General features: G+C 61.3%; 19 protein-coding genes. 3 read left to right on the forward strand and 16 right to left on the reverse strand.

Annotation, left to right across the window (positions count from 1 at the left end; genetic code table 11):
• Nucleotides 1-9 precede the first annotated feature (9 nt).
• The 4 genes from JOH52_RS11810 to JOH52_RS11825 are packed head-to-tail and all read right to left on the reverse strand — an operon-like array spanning nt 10 to nt 1,737.
• A complete protein-coding gene (locus tag JOH52_RS11810; RefSeq protein ID WP_014529173.1) occupies nt 10-456 on the reverse strand; it encodes an HK97-gp10 family putative phage morphogenesis protein in 447 nt (148 codons plus the stop codon).
• Nucleotides 456-662: a hypothetical protein gene (locus tag JOH52_RS11815; RefSeq protein WP_020479474.1), complete on the reverse strand. Its 207-nt coding sequence runs from the start codon at nt 660-662 to the stop codon at nt 456-458. Before JOH52_RS11815 ends, JOH52_RS11810 begins: the two co-directional genes overlap by 1 nt.
• Complete coding sequence (locus JOH52_RS11820) at nt 616-1,068, reverse strand: hypothetical protein (protein ID WP_014529174.1); 453 nt, start codon at nt 1,066-1,068, stop codon at nt 616-618. Before JOH52_RS11820 ends, JOH52_RS11815 begins: the two co-directional genes overlap by 47 nt.
• Before the next feature lie 9 nt (nt 1,069-1,077).
• Entirely contained in the window at nt 1,078-1,737 is a 660-nt protein-coding gene (locus JOH52_RS11825; RefSeq protein ID WP_107010516.1) for a hypothetical protein, read from the reverse strand.
• A 294-nt stretch (nt 1,738-2,031) separates the two neighbouring features.
• On the opposite strand from JOH52_RS11825, the gene JOH52_RS11830 reads away from it, so the two are divergent.
• Both JOH52_RS11830 and JOH52_RS11835 read left to right on the forward strand, forming a co-directional pair.
• Complete coding sequence (locus tag JOH52_RS11830; protein ID WP_014529176.1) at nt 2,032-3,825, forward strand: ATP-dependent nuclease; 1,794 nt, start codon at nt 2,032-2,034, stop codon at nt 3,823-3,825.
• 13 nt (nt 3,826-3,838) lie between these two features.
• Nucleotides 3,839-5,662, forward strand: a complete 1,824-nt coding sequence (locus tag JOH52_RS11835; RefSeq protein ID WP_014529177.1) for a UvrD-helicase domain-containing protein — start codon at nt 3,839-3,841, stop codon at nt 5,660-5,662.
• Between the two features lie 23 nt (nt 5,663-5,685).
• Here the strand turns inward: JOH52_RS11835 and JOH52_RS11840 are convergent, their stop codons facing one another.
• Genes JOH52_RS11840 through JOH52_RS35015 form a run of 8 tightly spaced genes read right to left on the reverse strand, consistent with a single transcriptional unit; the run spans nt 5,686 to nt 9,923 of the window.
• Nucleotides 5,686-6,072, reverse strand: coding sequence for a hypothetical protein (locus tag JOH52_RS11840; RefSeq protein WP_017271695.1), 387 nt, complete (start codon nt 6,070-6,072; stop codon nt 5,686-5,688).
• Nucleotides 6,069-6,245, reverse strand: a complete 177-nt coding sequence (locus JOH52_RS11845; protein ID WP_017271696.1) for a hypothetical protein — start codon at nt 6,243-6,245, stop codon at nt 6,069-6,071. The genes JOH52_RS11840 and JOH52_RS11845 overlap by 4 nt, the downstream gene beginning before the upstream one ends.
• Before the next feature lie 28 nt (nt 6,246-6,273).
• Nucleotides 6,274-6,660 carry a hypothetical protein gene (locus tag JOH52_RS11850; protein WP_017271697.1) on the reverse strand — a complete coding sequence of 129 codons (387 nt, stop codon included), beginning with the start codon at nt 6,658-6,660 and terminating at the stop codon, nt 6,274-6,276.
• Nucleotides 6,657-6,995: a head-tail adaptor protein gene (locus JOH52_RS11855; RefSeq protein ID WP_017271698.1), complete on the reverse strand. Its 339-nt coding sequence runs from the start codon at nt 6,993-6,995 to the stop codon at nt 6,657-6,659. The genes JOH52_RS11850 and JOH52_RS11855 overlap by 4 nt, the downstream gene beginning before the upstream one ends.
• On the reverse strand, nt 6,992-7,696 hold the full coding sequence (locus tag JOH52_RS11860) for a glycoside hydrolase family 25 protein (protein ID WP_014529180.1): 705 nt from the start codon (nt 7,694-7,696) through the stop codon (nt 6,992-6,994). Before JOH52_RS11860 ends, JOH52_RS11855 begins: the two co-directional genes overlap by 4 nt.
• Nucleotides 7,693-8,244, reverse strand: coding sequence for a head-tail connector protein (locus JOH52_RS11865; protein WP_014529181.1), 552 nt, complete (start codon nt 8,242-8,244; stop codon nt 7,693-7,695). Before JOH52_RS11865 ends, JOH52_RS11860 begins: the two co-directional genes overlap by 4 nt.
• A gap of 3 nt (nt 8,245-8,247) precedes the next feature.
• Entirely contained in the window at nt 8,248-9,366 is a 1,119-nt protein-coding gene (locus JOH52_RS11870; protein ID WP_014529182.1) for a collagen-like domain-containing protein, read from the reverse strand.
• Nucleotides 9,363-9,923, reverse strand: a complete 561-nt coding sequence (locus JOH52_RS35015) for a collagen-like domain-containing protein (protein WP_234705610.1) — start codon at nt 9,921-9,923, stop codon at nt 9,363-9,365. The genes JOH52_RS11870 and JOH52_RS35015 overlap by 4 nt, the downstream gene beginning before the upstream one ends.
• Before the next feature lie 6 nt (nt 9,924-9,929).
• Between JOH52_RS35015 and JOH52_RS35020 the strand changes: the two genes are divergently transcribed.
• Nucleotides 9,930-10,559, forward strand: coding sequence for a hypothetical protein (locus tag JOH52_RS35020; RefSeq protein WP_234705611.1), 630 nt, complete (start codon nt 9,930-9,932; stop codon nt 10,557-10,559).
• On the opposite strand, the gene JOH52_RS11880 is transcribed toward JOH52_RS35020, so the two are convergent.
• The 4 genes from JOH52_RS11880 to JOH52_RS11895 form a co-directional block, all read right to left on the reverse strand.
• Entirely contained in the window at nt 10,504-11,922 is a 1,419-nt protein-coding gene (locus tag JOH52_RS11880; protein WP_014529184.1) for a phage portal protein, read from the reverse strand. The genes JOH52_RS35020 and JOH52_RS11880 overlap by 56 nt on opposite strands.
• 3 nt (nt 11,923-11,925) lie before the next feature.
• Nucleotides 11,926-12,240, reverse strand: a complete 315-nt coding sequence (locus tag JOH52_RS11885; protein ID WP_014529185.1) for a hypothetical protein — start codon at nt 12,238-12,240, stop codon at nt 11,926-11,928.
• A gap of 75 nt (nt 12,241-12,315) precedes the next feature.
• Nucleotides 12,316-14,253: a phage major capsid protein gene (locus JOH52_RS11890; protein ID WP_014529186.1), complete on the reverse strand. Its 1,938-nt coding sequence runs from the start codon at nt 14,251-14,253 to the stop codon at nt 12,316-12,318.
• A 41-nt stretch (nt 14,254-14,294) separates the two neighbouring features.
• Nucleotides 14,295-14,504 (reverse strand): helix-turn-helix domain-containing protein, encoded by a 210-nt coding sequence (locus JOH52_RS11895; RefSeq protein WP_014529187.1) that lies wholly within the window; start codon nt 14,502-14,504, stop codon nt 14,295-14,297.
• Nucleotides 14,505-14,621: the final 117 nt, after the last annotated feature.

Below are 14,621 nucleotides of genomic sequence, written 5' to 3' on the forward strand. Positions count from 1 at the left end.
CGCCGGTCCTCACTTCAGCATGCGGCCCACGGCCTCGGAGAGCCGCTTCTGCGCGGCCTTGAGGGCGTCGGCCTGCTTTTCGGAAAGCGCCCGCATGAAAAACGGCACCGGCGGCATGAAGCGCGAGCCGAATTCGACGATAAGGGCGTACCAGGCACCGCCAGCCTTTGCGGCGTCGAAGGCGATCTTGGCCGAGACGATCGAGCCCTTGTTGGCCTCGACGAATGCGTAGATGCCCTGCGGGATCTGGCCCTTGCGGTCATAGATCCGGCCCGACGGCATGCGGTGCGGCCCCTTGGCCGAATAACCGACCTCGACGGCGTTCTGCACCGCGTCGTCGCGAATGATGTTGGCAGCCTCGGCCACGACGCCACGCATCTCCTTCTCGGCGAGATATTTCGTGTCCCGTTCCAGTGCTGCGACGATCTCGTCGGCATTGACCTTGATTTTCAGCATCAGTGCCTCGTTGCGATTTTCGCGCCGAAGATGGCGGCGATTTCCTCCTTGCTGGCGCTGCCGAGATCGACGGCCTCGGATTGATCCTCGTCGATTGCGGCCTTGCCTTTCCTGCGGCGCTCCTCGTCGGCTGCCGCCTCGAAATAGGCGCTCCAGCCTCTAAGCTCGTGCCACGTCATGTTCTGCGTCAGCTGCTCGACCGTCATGCCGAGCTTCAGCGCCAGCCCGTACACCGCCATCGTCAGCGGTGACGGCCTTTCCTTTTTTTTTCGATTTCGGCTGGCCTGCTTCGTCGCTATCGATACCGATCAGCCGGTTCATCGCAGGCTGCGTCTGCATCGCCAGCGCATAGACGATCGACGAATCGAGCGCCTGCATCTTCGGCCAGGTGACGCGCTCGCCATCGATCCAGAGGAAGCTCGCCAGCAGCCGCAGTCCGTATTCCTGCCCGGAGAGATCGCCCTTCTCCTGAGCGAGATTGAGAACCATCGTTTCGCCCAGCGGCGGGTCGCGCAGCTCGGCCTCGAAGGCGATCACATCGCCAGTGGTGGTTTCGATCCTGACCGGCACCACGACCGAGCGCCGCGCCATGAGTTTGTCGAGCGTTCCCATGGCAAGACCTCAATCGGTGATGAACAGGGGAACTTCGTTGACGACGGCCTCGCCGGAGAACGAGACGGCCTCGTTGGTCTCCATCGTCATGGTGTAACCGGAGATCGTCACCGGCAGGACGATCTCGCCGCGGTCGCCGGGAAGCACGATTTCCATCACCCGGCGCTGGCCGTCGAACACGGCGTTGCGCCATTCGGTCTGCGCCGCGACGTCGAAATCGGTAAAGCCCTCGATCGAGATGTTGCCCGGTTGCGGTGTGCCAGCGAGCGATTCCGAGCCGCAGAAGGTGGTGACGTCGATGGCATCGGCTGCCTCGACTTCCCATTCCCACGACGCCAGACAGAAGCGCAAAAGGTCGGCGGCGGCGATCGGCGTCGCCTTGCCAGCGGTGACCGGCGTCGTGTTGCCGGAAAGATCCGAGCCTTCGAGGGTGAAGCTATTGGTCGGCGTGCCGACGGCGGCAATCGGAAAGGTCTTGCCTTCGAGCGCCGAACCGGTGCCGGACATGGTGACCAACTGGCCGTCGGCGAAATTCGCGATGTCGGTCGATGAAACCGTAACGACGGCGGGTTTGGCATTGGTGACGCCGGTCACGGCGTAGCCGGCGGGAGCGGGGGAAGCGATCTTCTGCAGGTACACTTCGGTTCCCTGAGCGGTGAATTTCGTCATGGGACGGTCCCTTTCGCGAAAGAGGAGCACCCTGAAAAATATTCCTATTCCGGATGCGAATTTGACTGTGAAAAATTTACGGTTTCGACGCCTCGCGGCAGCGATACGAGGCATGCGCGTATGAGATCGGGCGGCGGTCCATCGACGCGTTTCGTCTGGGAATGTGAGGCGGATGCGATAGCGCACCATCCTTACAGACCCTCACAAATCCAGCATGTTGTGTGTGTTGTGAGGTCGCGATAGACATACAACCATTTGGTACGAATCGAACTGCGATCATCCATAAGGCGAAGAATGAAAATTTACTCAGTAGAGGTCGAGAATTTCAGGGGCATTCGGTTCGCAAAAGTGGTCTTGCCTGACCATGCGGTCCTGATCGGAGACAACAATACCGGCAAGTCTTCCTTGCTTGAGGCCATTGATCTCGTGTTGGGTCCCGACAGGCTGAGTCGACGCCCACCCGTCGATGAACATGATTTCTATGAAGGCAAATATCGTGCGATTGCTGTGGAGGAAGGCGGCGACGGAGCCGGGCCTCCCGTGGCACCAAAGATCAATGTTGAGGTGACGATAACAAATCTCTCGGATGAGCAGCAGGCGCGCTTCGGCGACCATATCGAATGGCTGAACACCAGCAGTGGAGCACTATATGACGCACCCGACCCTGCGGGCGTTGATGCCGCCGACGTTACTGCCGCTCTCCGATTCACGTTTGTCGGCGAATACAAATCCGACGAGGACGACTTCGACGGTGCGACCTATTTCAGCCGCAGCCTTGACGACGACACCCCAACATCCTTCTCAAAAAAGGACAAACAGCACTGCGGATTCCTGTTCCTGCGGTCGCTGCGAACAGGGTCACGAGCGCTTAGCCTAGAGCATGGGAGTCTTCTCGACATCATCTTGCGTCTAAAGGAGATTCGCCCACAGATGTGGGAAGACACGATCTCGGCACTCGCCAGTTTCGACGTTGCAAGCGATCCGACGCTGGGCATCTCGGGAGTGCTTGAGAGTATCAACAATTCGCTGAAGAAGTATGTCCCCCGAGAATGGGGTGTGAAGCCGCACCTCAAGGTTTCGAGCCTAACCCGCGAGCATTTGCGCAAGGTTGTGACGGCATTTATTGCGACGGGCAACGGCGACCATGCCGCACCGTTCTTTCGCCAAGGGACGGGCACGATCAACATGCTGGTTCTGGCGATGCTATCCCAAATCGCAGAGGATAAGCAGAACGTGATATTTGCTATGGAGGAGGCAGAGACGGCGATTCCTCCCTACGCGCAGAAGCGCATCGTCCATGAACTGCGCAAGCTCTCCGCGCAGTCGATCTTCACCTCACATTCGCCCTATGTTCTGGAAGAATTCAGCCTCGACGAAACCGTCATTCTGTCTCGTTCTGACGATGGGGTCCTGGGTCAGTCTAGGATCACACTTCCGGATAGCGTGAAGCACAAGCGCTATAGACAAGAATTTCGGACGCGTTTCTGCGAGGGCCTGCTTTCACGTCGTGTACTTATCGCCGAGGGAGCCACCGAGGCGACATCCTTCCCCGTCGCTGCGCGGAGATTGGCGGAGTTGAACCCGGCGACTTACGCGCCCATCGAAGCGCTGGGTGTCTGCGTGATCGACGCTGGCACGGAAAGCCAAATCGCGGATCTCGCTGGTCTCTATAGAAGTCTTGGCAAGCGCACGTTCGCCATTTGTGACAAGCAAACGGAAGAGGCCAAGGCTGCCATCGAGGCTCAAGTCGAGCATCTTTTCATGCACGAGGAGAAAGGTATTGAAGACCTAGTCCTGAACAACACCACTGCCGAGGCGCTAGAACGGTTCGCGGATGCACTTCCATGGCCGCCTCATCTGCTTGCGAAATTTCCCAATCCGAAGGCGGAGGCCGCTGCCGCCTTGAAGGAGTACTTCATCAAATCGAAGGGTAATTGGGGCATCGCCGAATTCCTTGCTCAATGCAGCGAGGACGAGATACCGGAATGGCTACGCGATGCCTGCCTCACGCTGAAGAATTTGTGCGATCCTCCTCCGCCGCCACCCGACGATGACGAGGAAGACCAGTTTGCTGATGTCTTCGGTTAGGGCTTAGGTCGCGATGGTTGACCTCACCGAAGCGCAAAAGGAAGTAATCCGCACGGACGGTTATCAGCTCGTTACCGGAGGACCGGGGTCCGGGAAAACGACAGTCTCAATCCTAAAAGCTGCCAAAATCGCGCGCGAGGCGCTACGTCCCGGACAGCGCGTTCTCTTTCTGAGCTTTGCACGCGCAACAGTCTCGCGTGTGCTGGAGGCCATCGACGAAGAAAACGAAATCTCAAGGGAAGAGAAGCAGAGCATCGAAGTCGATACTTATCACGCTTTCTTCTGGCGCATCCTGAAGACCCACGGTTATCTCGTCGGCCTTCCTCGGCGCATGACGATTCTGACGCCGCCAAACGAGGCGATTGCTTTGTCCTCAGTGCGTAACGGCTACAAGGCGCAGTCAAGACTCTCGCCCGAGGAGAAGGTGGAGAAGAAATCACGCGAAGAAGCTGAGCGTATGCGGCTTGCGACGGAAGGCAAGATCTGTTTCGACCTGTTCGCAGATCGGGTGGCAACCCTGCTGCATGGATCACAGAAGGTGCGGGCGCTGATCTCCACAATGTATCCGTTTATCATTCTGGATGAATTTCAGGACACGAGCCGCGACCAATGGCGGGTCGTGCATGCTCTCGGGATGGAAAGCACGCTCATCGCCCTTGCTGACCCTGAGCAGCGCATTTTCGATTTTATCGGCGCTGATCCGGCGCGACTGGACCATTTCAAGGCAGCCTTCAATCCGTCTATTCACGATCTCGCTGGCGATAACCACCGCAGCAAAGATACCGAAATCGTGTTGTTCGGAAACGACATCTTAGCTGGAAGATTTCGCCAAGGCGACTACCAAGGAGTCGAATGCGAGGGATTCGAATCGAACAACAACCAGGCGTTCGCGACTTTGGTGACACAGGTGCTCCAAGCGCGTAGACGCTTGATTGATAGCGGCAAGCGCAACTGGTCACTGGCGATACTTGTCCCAACCAAACGCATGACGCGCCTAGTTTCTGATGTGTTGCGCGAGCCTTTTGGCAACTTGCCAGCAATCAGTCATACAGCTTCCGTTGACATGGAAGGGCCGATCCTCGCGGCGGACATTCTCGCTTTTCTGCTGCAAAAAAGGCTCGACCCCGGCAGCTTTGACGAACTCGTGCGGCTCTTGTGCAGCTATTTCCACGGACGCGGTGGTAACGCGCCAACAAAAACGGACATGGGCGAAGCAGCTCGCCTTCAAGGGGCATTGGTAAAGTGGAATGAACGTCTGACCAAGGGAAGGTCGGCGCCTGGAAATAGTGTGTTGAACGCGACTGCTTTGGTCTACGAAGCGGCAATGGCGGAAATTCTAACGGGCGATCCGGATAAGGACTGGCGAGCGCTGCGTGCGGTGCTGGAGAGCGGCGCATGTTCCCGCTTCCAAGAGGTCGCCAAAGAGGTGCGGAATGTGCGCTTGCTTGAGCGTGGAACGCAACTTCGACAGGGGCTCGCTCAGGACTGGCGAGACTTTGGGAGCTATCGCAACGCCTTGGCGATAACCCGGCAGTCATTTATGCAAGAGCACTTTGCCACGGCACACAAGCCCGAATCCGGAGTGGTCGTGATGAATATGCACAAGGCGAAGGGAAAGCAATTCGACGAAGTAATAATCTTCGAGGGCTGGCCGAGGCGCGTCAAGCGTAAGATCGTTGCCAATCCAGATCGCATCATCACCTCGAACGTGCGCAATGGCGCGATGACCCAAGCACGTCAGAATTTTCGGGTTAGCGTGACGCGCGCCAAGCAACGGACTACTATACTCACCCCGCAAGATGACATCTGTGTGCTGCTCATAGCGGACGAAGATTGAATGGTTCTCGGCCATGGCTGACCTTACTTTGTTGGCCGGTTTCGACCCGCAGCGATGTTTTCGGTCACGAGTCGCAGCATGCGCGCCTGCGTTTTTACACCCGGCTCCTTGCGGCGGTTAACGACGTCGATCACCGACTCCGGCGAGGCCGAACCATAGGAATGCGCGAAGGCATTGATGCCGATCTCGCGGATCACCTGCTTCACCGCGACCCGCAGCTCGCCCCATTCAATGTAACGGAATTCGATCACAAGCGGCTTGCGCGGCGCGCCGAGCGCGTCGGTTTCGACGTGATTGTTTACAAGTTCGAACAATGCCTTTTCGAGAATCCGCGCAGCGCGGGTGCGATCCGCTGCCATCGGAAACGACAGCGTCACGGCAAGCATCGCTTCGTCCAGGCGGTCGCTCAATTCGGTTCGTCCTCCTTCACGACGGACACGTCGCGCCACAGGTAGAAGACGGTTTTCTCGCCCTCGACATGGAACCGCTGCTGCAGGACCGGCTCGCCCTTGACGCGTTTCTTCCATCTGAGTTCGGCAAGCGGGGTCAGGACCGCACCTTTCGGAATGTCCTTTTCTTCCATTTCGTCACCCTCCGGCGGATAGCCGATGTCAGGAAAGCGCTGGTGAATAGTCCGCCATGTCCCATCTCTGCTGGACGCGCCAGCCGCGACTTTCCTCGTCATAATAGGAGATCTCCGAATCCAGCAGTCCGCCGCCAGCCGACGAGGCGACCAGATCGCGAAGCGCGATGCGGCCCTGATCGGCGAGCCTGCGAGCGCCCTCGGCGGTTTCGTCGTAATAATCCACCTGAATGCCGGGGCGCGACAAATCGGTGTCGGTGCCGAAAAAACCGCCATACCAAACCGAAGCGACACGGTTGACGATCACCACCGGCAGCGGCGCGGGAATGTTGTCCGGCGGCTGCGGCTGCATGCCGTAGTAGACCTCGGCTGCAAGGCGAGCATCGAGCAGATCGACGATATCCTTCTCGATCATCGTTTCGCGCCTCCGTGCTTGCAGTTCAGCAGATAGTCGTTGCGGCTCGCCGTCGGCTGCACTTCGACGATTTCGTAGACATCGCTGGTGTCGACATCGACCAGCCGCCACGCCGGATCGATCCTCTGGCCGGGAATTTCGCGAAGCCGGATCCGGGTGGTGCCCTCGGCGAGTTCGGTGGCGGTCGCGAAATATTCGCGACCGGCTCCCGCTTCGAGGATTTGGCAATTGACCTCGGCGACCAACGCCCATGTCTTCTTGGCCGCGCCCATGGCATCGTCTGCGGTGGTGAACCGCTCGACCCGCACCCGGTGGCGCATGACACCCGCCTTCATGGCTCGACCTCCTCGACGATCACCTTGATCTCGACGCCCGCCGGTCGCTGGATCGTCACATAGACCGTCGCAATCGCCGGTTCCGGCGCTGGGGTTGGCGCGGCGGGCGCGAGCCATTCTCTGAGGCTCTCTTCCGTCCCGTTCCAGCGATTTCCGTCGACAGGCTCGGGGATACCGGCGACCGGAGCACTGTCGGTATATTGCCAAAGCGACCAGCAAGGCCATGTGGCTTGAGGCCATGTCGGCGCTGCGTCCTCGGAGTACTGCGCGATCCATAGTGACGTGTTTTCCGCGAGATAGGCATCTCTCGACTCGCCGAGCTGTTCCTTGATGGTATGGCCCGAATAAACCGTCACCTGCAGGTCTCGGCGGCAGTCGCGAATGTATTTCACCGCCGCGACCAGTTCGTCGAGCGTGGCGTCGGCTTCGTGATCGATGCAAATGCGTTCGCCCGCTTCGGGCAGGACGACGGCGAGGTAGTGTGCCATCTGCGCCTCGATCTGGCCTCCATGCAGGTAGTGATAGGACGAGACCAGCAGTCCAGCCGCCTGCGCGTCGATGCGCCGCTCGAAAAACGTCGGGTCGATATAGGTCGTGCCCTCGGACGCCTTCATGATCACGCCGACGGTGCCAAAGCCCATGAGCGTCGGCCAGTCGGGCTCGGAATTGTGATGCGACAGATCGACGACGATCGGATTCATGCGCGCGGCACCCAATAGGCGGTGATCAGGGAATTGGCATAGGGCGCGACGTCGACACCGCCGATCGAGACCATCTCGCGGTTCTCGTAGAGGAAAGCGCCGATCCTGAAACAAATATCGAGGATGCCAGGCGGCAGGTCGGCTCCGGTCTCGTAGCCGGTGGCAAGCGTCACCACCGCTAAGGCGGGCCAGCTCGCGCCCGCAACCGGCTGCAGCCACTGCCGCTCCATCTGGTCGGTGCCGACCGTGCCGACAAGCTCGAAGTCGGCGGAAACATCCCCGCCGTCCTGATCGGTGACGACGAAATCGTCAATCGGCTGCAACGGCACTTCGACGCTGCCCGCCACGCCGGAGGGCAGGCTCCAAACGAAGCTGGCGGCAAACACATGGAATTCCGTCAACCGCTCGAAGGTATCGAAGGCGCGCGTTAACGCGGATTTCAGGTAATCGTCGTCGCGCGAAAATTCGACACGGCAATGGCTCTTGAACAAAGGCAGCAGTTCGCTGGCGAGCGCCTTTCTGTCGATGGAAATTCGCTCAAGTTTCATCGCTCACGCCCCGAGTTTGTCGACCGTCGCCGGAATGACGACTTCCACCCATTGGCCGTTCTTCCGCGCATACATCTTGCCGTCCGATGGCGCGTCGCCGAGCTTGCTATTGATGGATGTTTGCAGTGCGGCAATCCCGGCGTCATAGGTCGCCTTCGTAACGCTCGTCACCCATGCGCCGCCTTGACGCCCATAGATATTCGTGTCGTTCGGCGCGTCATTGATCTTCCCGGCGAGCCCGGTGTTGATCGCGCTGATGTCGGTATTGTACTTCGTCAACGTGACGGTTTCGGTCCATGTGGCATTGAAGCGCGCATAGATTTTGCTGTCCGATGGCGCGTCGGAAAGCTTCGACGCCATGCCGGAATCGAACGCCGCCTTGGTGATCGACTCGATCCATGCCGCATTGCGGCGCGCATAGCTCTTGCTGTCGAGCGGCGCTTCCTCGATGCCGCCACCAGTGCCGCCGCCTTCGCCCGGCGGTCCCTGCGGACCTGTGAGATTCTGGCCGGTGTCGCCCCATATGCCAGCGCCGCCCCATTGCCAGAGCTGGCCGGTCAAACGGTCGAGATAGGTATCGCCGAATTCCTGCCCCGGCGTGATCGGATCGCCGTCGCCCGAATACATTGAGACGCCGTCCATGCCCGACGGTCCCGTCGCACCCTGCGGTCCGGGCTGGCCTTGCGGCCCTTGCGGCCCTTGAAGCCCCTGCGGTCCAGGCTCGCCCTGACTGCCCTGCGCTCCCGGTTCACCAGGCTCGCCTTGCGGTCCAGCCGCGCCGACGGCGCCCTGTGGCCCCGTTGAGCCTTGCGGTCCCGGCGGTCCCGGTGGACCGGGCGGACCGGGGATTCCTTCGCCACTATCGCCGCCGCCGCCACCGCCGCCGCCTGATGTCCGCGCGACCGGCACCCACTCGCCGTTGCGGCGCGCATAGGCGGTGTCGTCGAGCGGCGTATCCTCGACCAGCGGTTCGTCGTCGACCAGCAGCTTCATTCTCTGCCCATCGAAGATCAGGGCGTCGCTGCCCGACAATCTGCCGTCGGCATCCCAGACCGCCACCTGATCTTCGGAACCGGAACCGACCATGGCGCGACGTCGAAAGGAAAGCGGCTGATCGTTCATGCCCCGCGCTCCCGATGATAACGGTCGAAGGCCGGTGAGAGATCGACTATCACGGCGCGGCCATCGTCGAGCGTCAGGCGCAGCGTGAAGCCGTCGCAGGTGCCGCCCTTGACGCCAATGCCCGGATCGCCCTTTGCTCCAGGCGGGCCGCGCTCGCCGGGTTTGCCGCGGCTGCCTGCCTTAACGGCGAGCATCCAGTCGTCGCCGGGAAGCGGGCCGGGATCGTCACGGCGGGCGATCCATTCGGAGCCGTCGAAGGCGACGCGGTCGAGCTTCAGGTAACCAGCCTTCGGATCGTAAAGCCCGCGCGCCTCGCCAGCGTGAGCGTCCTTGCCCTTTAACGCGACCGGCGACCAATCGTCGTGCGGCGGGCGGCGGGCGGTGTCGCGGCGCGCACAAAAGGTCGAGCCTTCGCAATGGACGAGCTGGCCGCTATGAAAGACGCTGCCGTCGATCCATTCGCTCGGCGGCTCGAATGTGCCCTTCTCGCCGCGTTCGCCCTTTTCGCCGCGCGGTCCCGGCGGTCCGGTCTCGCCGCGAAGGCCGCGCGGTCCCATTTCACCTTGCAGGCCCTGATCGCCGCGCTCGCCCTTTTCGCCGCGTTCGCCCCGTTCACCCCGTTCGCCGCGCTCGCCTTGATCTCCGGGCGGTCCCTCTTTTCCATCCGTACCATCTTTGCCTGGTGCCCCGTCGTCCCCATCTTTACCCGGTGGGCCGGGATCGCCTTTTTCGCCCTGTTCGCCCTTTTCGCCTTGAGGGCCGGTCGGGCCGGTTTCGCCCTGCGGGCCGGGATCACCCTGAAGTCCCGGCTCGCCGGTTTCGCCGCGTTCACCGCGCTCGCCATTTTCGCCGCGCTTGCCGTTATCTCCGGGCGGTCCCTCTTTTCCATCCGCACCATCTTTGCCTGGTGCCCCGTCGTTCCCATCTTTACCCGGCGGGCCGGGATCGCCTTTTTCGCCCTGTTCGCCGCGCTCGCCTTGCGCTCCGGGCATGCCGTCGCGAACCGCCGCGACACGTTCGGAAAGATCAAGAACAATCGTCTTCTGCTCGGCCCTGAGCTCGGCGATGACGGCTGCCACCGCATTGCTCACCCGGTCGCGTTCCTCGGCGAAACGTGTTCCGAGAAAGCGCAACATTTCATTGAAGCGGTCGCCAGCCATCATGGTCCTCCATGCCAGCGAAGAACGCCGTGAAATCCAGTTGCTGTTTTTCCTCTTCCGGCTCTTCCGGCTCCGCTGCTGGCGGCGGCGCGGGCGCGGCTGGCGTTGCCGGTTGTTCCGCTGTCCTCGCCCATGCGGACAATGGCACCACCTGCTGCTGCACGCGCGGCTCGTTGCCGTAGGGAGTCGTCGGCAGATCCTCGCTGTTGCGCGCTTCGTCCGGTGCGAAGACGCCACCCTGGACGCCGCGCACCAGGGCTTCGATTCGGTCCTTGTATGCCACCCGCAAAAGCGCTCTCGTATCGAATTCAACATATTCGTCGGGCCATCCCTTTAGGCCGAAGAACTGGTCGAACGCCACCTCGATATGGTTGATGGCGAAGCCAAGCCCGCGCGACAGCCAGAATTGCATCAGCGCTTCTGTCGAGGAAAACGTGCCTTGCTCCGCGAGGCCGAGGATCGCTGGCGGCACGCCGTAGACCATGAAAATTTCGTTTTGCGTCAGCTTCAACGCCTCGGCGACTTCCGCCTCCTTGGCGCTCATGGCGATGCCGCGGAATTTCAGGCCGTTGGTGAGGATCGGCGGACCGCCGCCGAGATTGTCGACGCCACGCCACGCATCGTTCAGGCGCTGGCGCAATTCGGTCACCTGCGCCTTGGTAAGATTGAGTTCGGTTTCGACGACGCCAGGCGGTCGGTTCATGTTGCTGAAAAAGTTGATGAGTTGCGATCCGATTGCCGCCTGCGCGGCTATGGCCATTTCGGCATGGCGCAGCGGCGGAATGCCGACGAGCGGTTCGCCGGGTTTTGCTTCGAGCTTGATGTGCAGCACGTCGCGGGCAGGGGCGACGCCATATTCGCGGGCGCGGCCTTGGCTTTCGAGCACGTTGTTTCCGGCGAGTTCGTAAAAGATGCCGCCTTCCGTCGAGATCACCGGCTTCGACTGTCTCGGATCAAACGGGTGCAGCTGATCGACCTCGAAGCGGTTGTTGCGCTCGGCCAGATGGTAGGTGTTGCCTTCGATATAGAGATCGCGAACGAGGTTCATGACGAAGTCGGATCGCGACTGATATTCGTTCGGGCTTCTGAGGATCCGGGACAGCGCCGAATTGGTCACGCGCTCGCGCCCGCCGTTTGGCAGCGTCTTCCAATGGTCGCCGGGGCATTGAGCGATGGTCTGCGCATAGGCCGCGACGCATGCCTCGACGACGGCCCCGCGAGCGCCTGAGACGGGATCGTATCCCATCTGCCAGAAGTTCGAGTATTGCCCCCATGCCTGCGGCAGGACGCCATCGGGGTTCATGACCACCCAGGGCCCCTCGCGATATTCACCCTCGCGCGGCAGCTCGGACGACCGCCGGAATGGTTTCAGCAGTTGCTGAATGATCCCCGGCATCGATCATTCTTTCGTTTCGCTCTGGCGTGTCTTGTAGGTTGCGCCCTTCTCGGGCTCGGGCGTCGCCGCCTTTTCGGCTGCCGTCTGTTCCTGCTTTGCCTTCGGCTTTGACGGCTCGTCTTCGCCGCGCAGTTTGCGCGCCGCCTTTTCCGCCGCCGCTGCCGCCTTGTTGTGGTCGACCTGTTTTGTTTCGGCTGCCGGACCGTAAGGGTCGCGCGCCCATCCGTCCGAGATCGCCGACTTCGCATCGGCCTCGTCGAGCGCGATGATGCGACCGGCATAGGGGCCAAACAGCGCTTCGACATGTTTTGTCGCCATGATCGTTCCTCCAGAAAAGAACCGGGCGGCGCGTTAGGAGCCACCCGGCGAAGTGGGGGAGATTGGGGTTTCCCCTCACCAGGTCACATTTTCCATCCATGCGACCATGCCGGCACGGCGCATCGACCAGTTCATGTCGAGCAGCATGCGCACGCCGATGGAGGCCGTCTGCCACAGCGAGCGGACCGGGCTCGCGGTGACCGGAGTGCCGCCGCCGCCGACGATGGGCAGTGGCGTCGTGTCTTCCTCGTGGATCGTCGCCTGGTCGGAGACGTCGTATTCGGGCATGTCGCCGGTCGCCGAGGCGAAGTCGGCGGCATCGACGGCGATCACCGTGTTGACGGGCACGGTCGGCGAGACAATGAACCGCAGATTGAGACGGCGGCCTGCCTCATCGGTCGACGAGAACATGAACTCGCCGGTGTTCGTCTGCTGGAAGGCAATCGCAATCGCCTGTGCCGGATTGATCAGCACGGCGATGTTGCGACCGCCGCGGCTGGCGGTAATTGCGGTCACCAGTTTCTTGAGATCGGCGATCATTGCCAGCGGGTCGGTTTCGTCGTTTGGCGTCAACGGCGCGACGCCGTTCAGCAGTCCAGCCGGACGGATTGCCGTAGCCGGGTTTGCGTCGATCAGCGTCGTGTCGACGGTGACCGCCGTATCCTCGGCCATGGCCTCGCGCAGCACACCTTCAATCGACGGAGTCGAATGCGCGGCAAGCTCGCGGGTGAAGGTCGAGATGACGCCGAGTTTCTTCGGCACCAGGGTGATCGACGTGAAGCCGACCCGGCGGACCGGAATGGGTTCGCCTTCACCGACCCACGCGCCCGAGACGTTCGGCGTAGCGGCGCGCGACGGGATCTTGATCTGGCCGTTGCGCCCGAAGGTGAAACGCGCGCCCATTGACGACAGCGCCGGATAGATTGAGTCGCGCGGCAGCAGATCGAGATAGTCGCCGACGGCCTGCTGCACCAGTTCCTGTGCCCATGTCGGCACGTCGGTCTTGGCCGGGTTGACCGCTGCCCGGACCATGATCTGCACGGCATCGTCGTTCGGATAGACCGCCTTCAGAATAGCGTCCGGGGCCTGCTTGTGGACATGCGCCAGGAATTGCACGACCGCGCCGCGAACGAGCAGATCGCGGGGCTGAAATTTCTTTGCCGGGACGGCGTAGGGCCGTTTTTCCGACAACGCTGCCTGCTTGGTCTCTGGCGGCGGTTGATGTTCGATGGCGCGGACAGCAATCGCCTGTTCGATCTTCCTGTCGCGCTCCAATCCAGCTTCAAGGTCGGCGATCTGGTCCGGCAGTTCCGCCATCAGGCCGCTTTGATCCTCGTCGGGCTCGTCGAGATTCGACAGTTCGACGAGCTGGTCCTTCAGATTTTTGATGTGTTTTTGCGCGTCCTCGATGCGCTTTGCGAGTTTAGACATGGTATTTGCCCCGGACTTTGCGGGTGGCTGACTGGCGAGCTTGCCGGGGGAGGGAGCCGACGCGGGCAACGGCGCACGGGCGATCTTGCCGCGCAATTGTTCGCGAATTTCGGCGGAAAGTGCGAAGCTCCTGCCGACCTGCAGCGCGTTCGGATTCGCCGGAACGGCGACGAGCGAGCATTCGACGAGCTTGTTCTTGATGTAGCGGAACGGCCCCCAGTTGGGATCGGCCTTGGAATCCAGCGGCTCGGATTCGAGCGGATAAAAGCCGACCGAGACGGCGCGCAGGATGCCCTGGTCGCGCAGGCGGCGGACTTCGTCGACGAGCCTCGACGTGCCTTCGACGGCGAGCCGCAGTCGGCCTATCAGCCGTCCCTTTTCGACACGGACGTTTTCCCATGCGCCGACGATGGCGCTCTGGTTGTGGTTGAACAGGGCAATCGGGTTGCGCTTGAATTCACCGAGATCCCAGCCGTCGGCGGCGATCACGTCGCCGTAGCGGTCAACGGTCTCATCCGAGAGCACGTATTCGAGCGGGTCGGTTTCGGATTGCTTCGCAGCGCGGTAGACGAGACCTTGCATGGTGCCAAGCCTTGAAGTTGCTTGGCTGGTTCATTTACACCCTACCGGCGTAACATGTCCGTTACAGCGGTGCGGCGAACGGCGAGCGATTTCAGGCGGATCACGGTGTCGTAGGAGGGCCGGGAGGTTTCGCCATTGGCGATCCGCCACACGGTCATGCGCGAGAGACCCGATTCTCGGGCGATCTCGGTCGGCGTCATGCCTTGGCTTTCCAGTCCGGCAATGATGGCGGCGAATTCTTCCGGCTTCATAAATACCGAGTATAGCAGCGGAAACGTGTCAAGCGGAAATCGGTGTTATGATCGCCTTGTGCCTGAGAGGTACAGCGGAAGGGCAGGGAGGACATCATGGCCTCAGCGCTGGTTTAT

The sequence above is a fragment of the Sinorhizobium meliloti genome (genome assembly GCF_017876815.1).
In the GTDB taxonomy this organism is placed as follows: Bacteria; Pseudomonadota; Alphaproteobacteria; order Rhizobiales; family Rhizobiaceae; genus Sinorhizobium; species Sinorhizobium meliloti.

Bases quoted from the DNA above. Each gene is read 5' to 3' on its own strand.
- JOH52_RS11835 (WP_014529177.1), top strand. From the start codon at position 3,839: ATGGTTGACCTCACCGAAGCGCAAAAGGAAGTAATCCGCACGGACGGT.
- JOH52_RS11880 (WP_014529184.1), bottom strand. From the start codon at position 11,922: ATGCCGGGGATCATTCAGCAACTGCTGAAACCATTCCGGCGGTCGTCC.
- JOH52_RS11895 (WP_014529187.1), bottom strand. From the start codon at position 14,504: ATGAAGCCGGAAGAATTCGCCGCCATCATTGCCGGACTGGAAAGCCAA.
- JOH52_RS11850 (WP_017271697.1), bottom strand. From the start codon at position 6,660: ATGATCGAGAAGGATATCGTCGATCTGCTCGATGCTCGCCTTGCAGCC.
- JOH52_RS11885 (WP_014529185.1), bottom strand. From the start codon at position 12,240: ATGGCGACAAAACATGTCGAAGCGCTGTTTGGCCCCTATGCCGGTCGC.
- JOH52_RS11810 (WP_014529173.1), bottom strand. From the start codon at position 456: ATGCTGAAAATCAAGGTCAATGCCGACGAGATCGTCGCAGCACTGGAA.
- JOH52_RS11830 (WP_014529176.1), top strand. From the start codon at position 2,032: ATGAAAATTTACTCAGTAGAGGTCGAGAATTTCAGGGGCATTCGGTTC.
- JOH52_RS11860 (WP_014529180.1), bottom strand. From the start codon at position 7,696: ATGAATCCGATCGTCGTCGATCTGTCGCATCACAATTCCGAGCCCGAC.
- JOH52_RS11820 (WP_014529174.1), bottom strand. From the start codon at position 1,068: ATGGGAACGCTCGACAAACTCATGGCGCGGCGCTCGGTCGTGGTGCCG.
- JOH52_RS11815 (WP_020479474.1), bottom strand. From the start codon at position 662: ATGACGGTCGAGCAGCTGACGCAGAACATGACGTGGCACGAGCTTAGA.
- JOH52_RS11855 (WP_017271698.1), bottom strand. From the start codon at position 6,995: ATGAAGGCGGGTGTCATGCGCCACCGGGTGCGGGTCGAGCGGTTCACC.
- JOH52_RS11870 (WP_014529182.1), bottom strand. From the start codon at position 9,366: ATGAACGATCAGCCGCTTTCCTTTCGACGTCGCGCCATGGTCGGTTCC.
- JOH52_RS11845 (WP_017271696.1), bottom strand. From the start codon at position 6,245: ATGGAAGAAAAGGACATTCCGAAAGGTGCGGTCCTGACCCCGCTTGCC.
- JOH52_RS11890 (WP_014529186.1), bottom strand. From the start codon at position 14,253: ATGCAAGGTCTCGTCTACCGCGCTGCGAAGCAATCCGAAACCGACCCG.
- JOH52_RS35015 (WP_234705610.1), bottom strand. From the start codon at position 9,923: ATGGGACCGCGCGGCCTTCGCGGCGAGACCGGACCGCCGGGACCGCGC.
- JOH52_RS11865 (WP_014529181.1), bottom strand. From the start codon at position 8,244: ATGAAACTTGAGCGAATTTCCATCGACAGAAAGGCGCTCGCCAGCGAA.
- JOH52_RS11825 (WP_107010516.1), bottom strand. From the start codon at position 1,737: ATGACGAAATTCACCGCTCAGGGAACCGAAGTGTACCTGCAGAAGATC.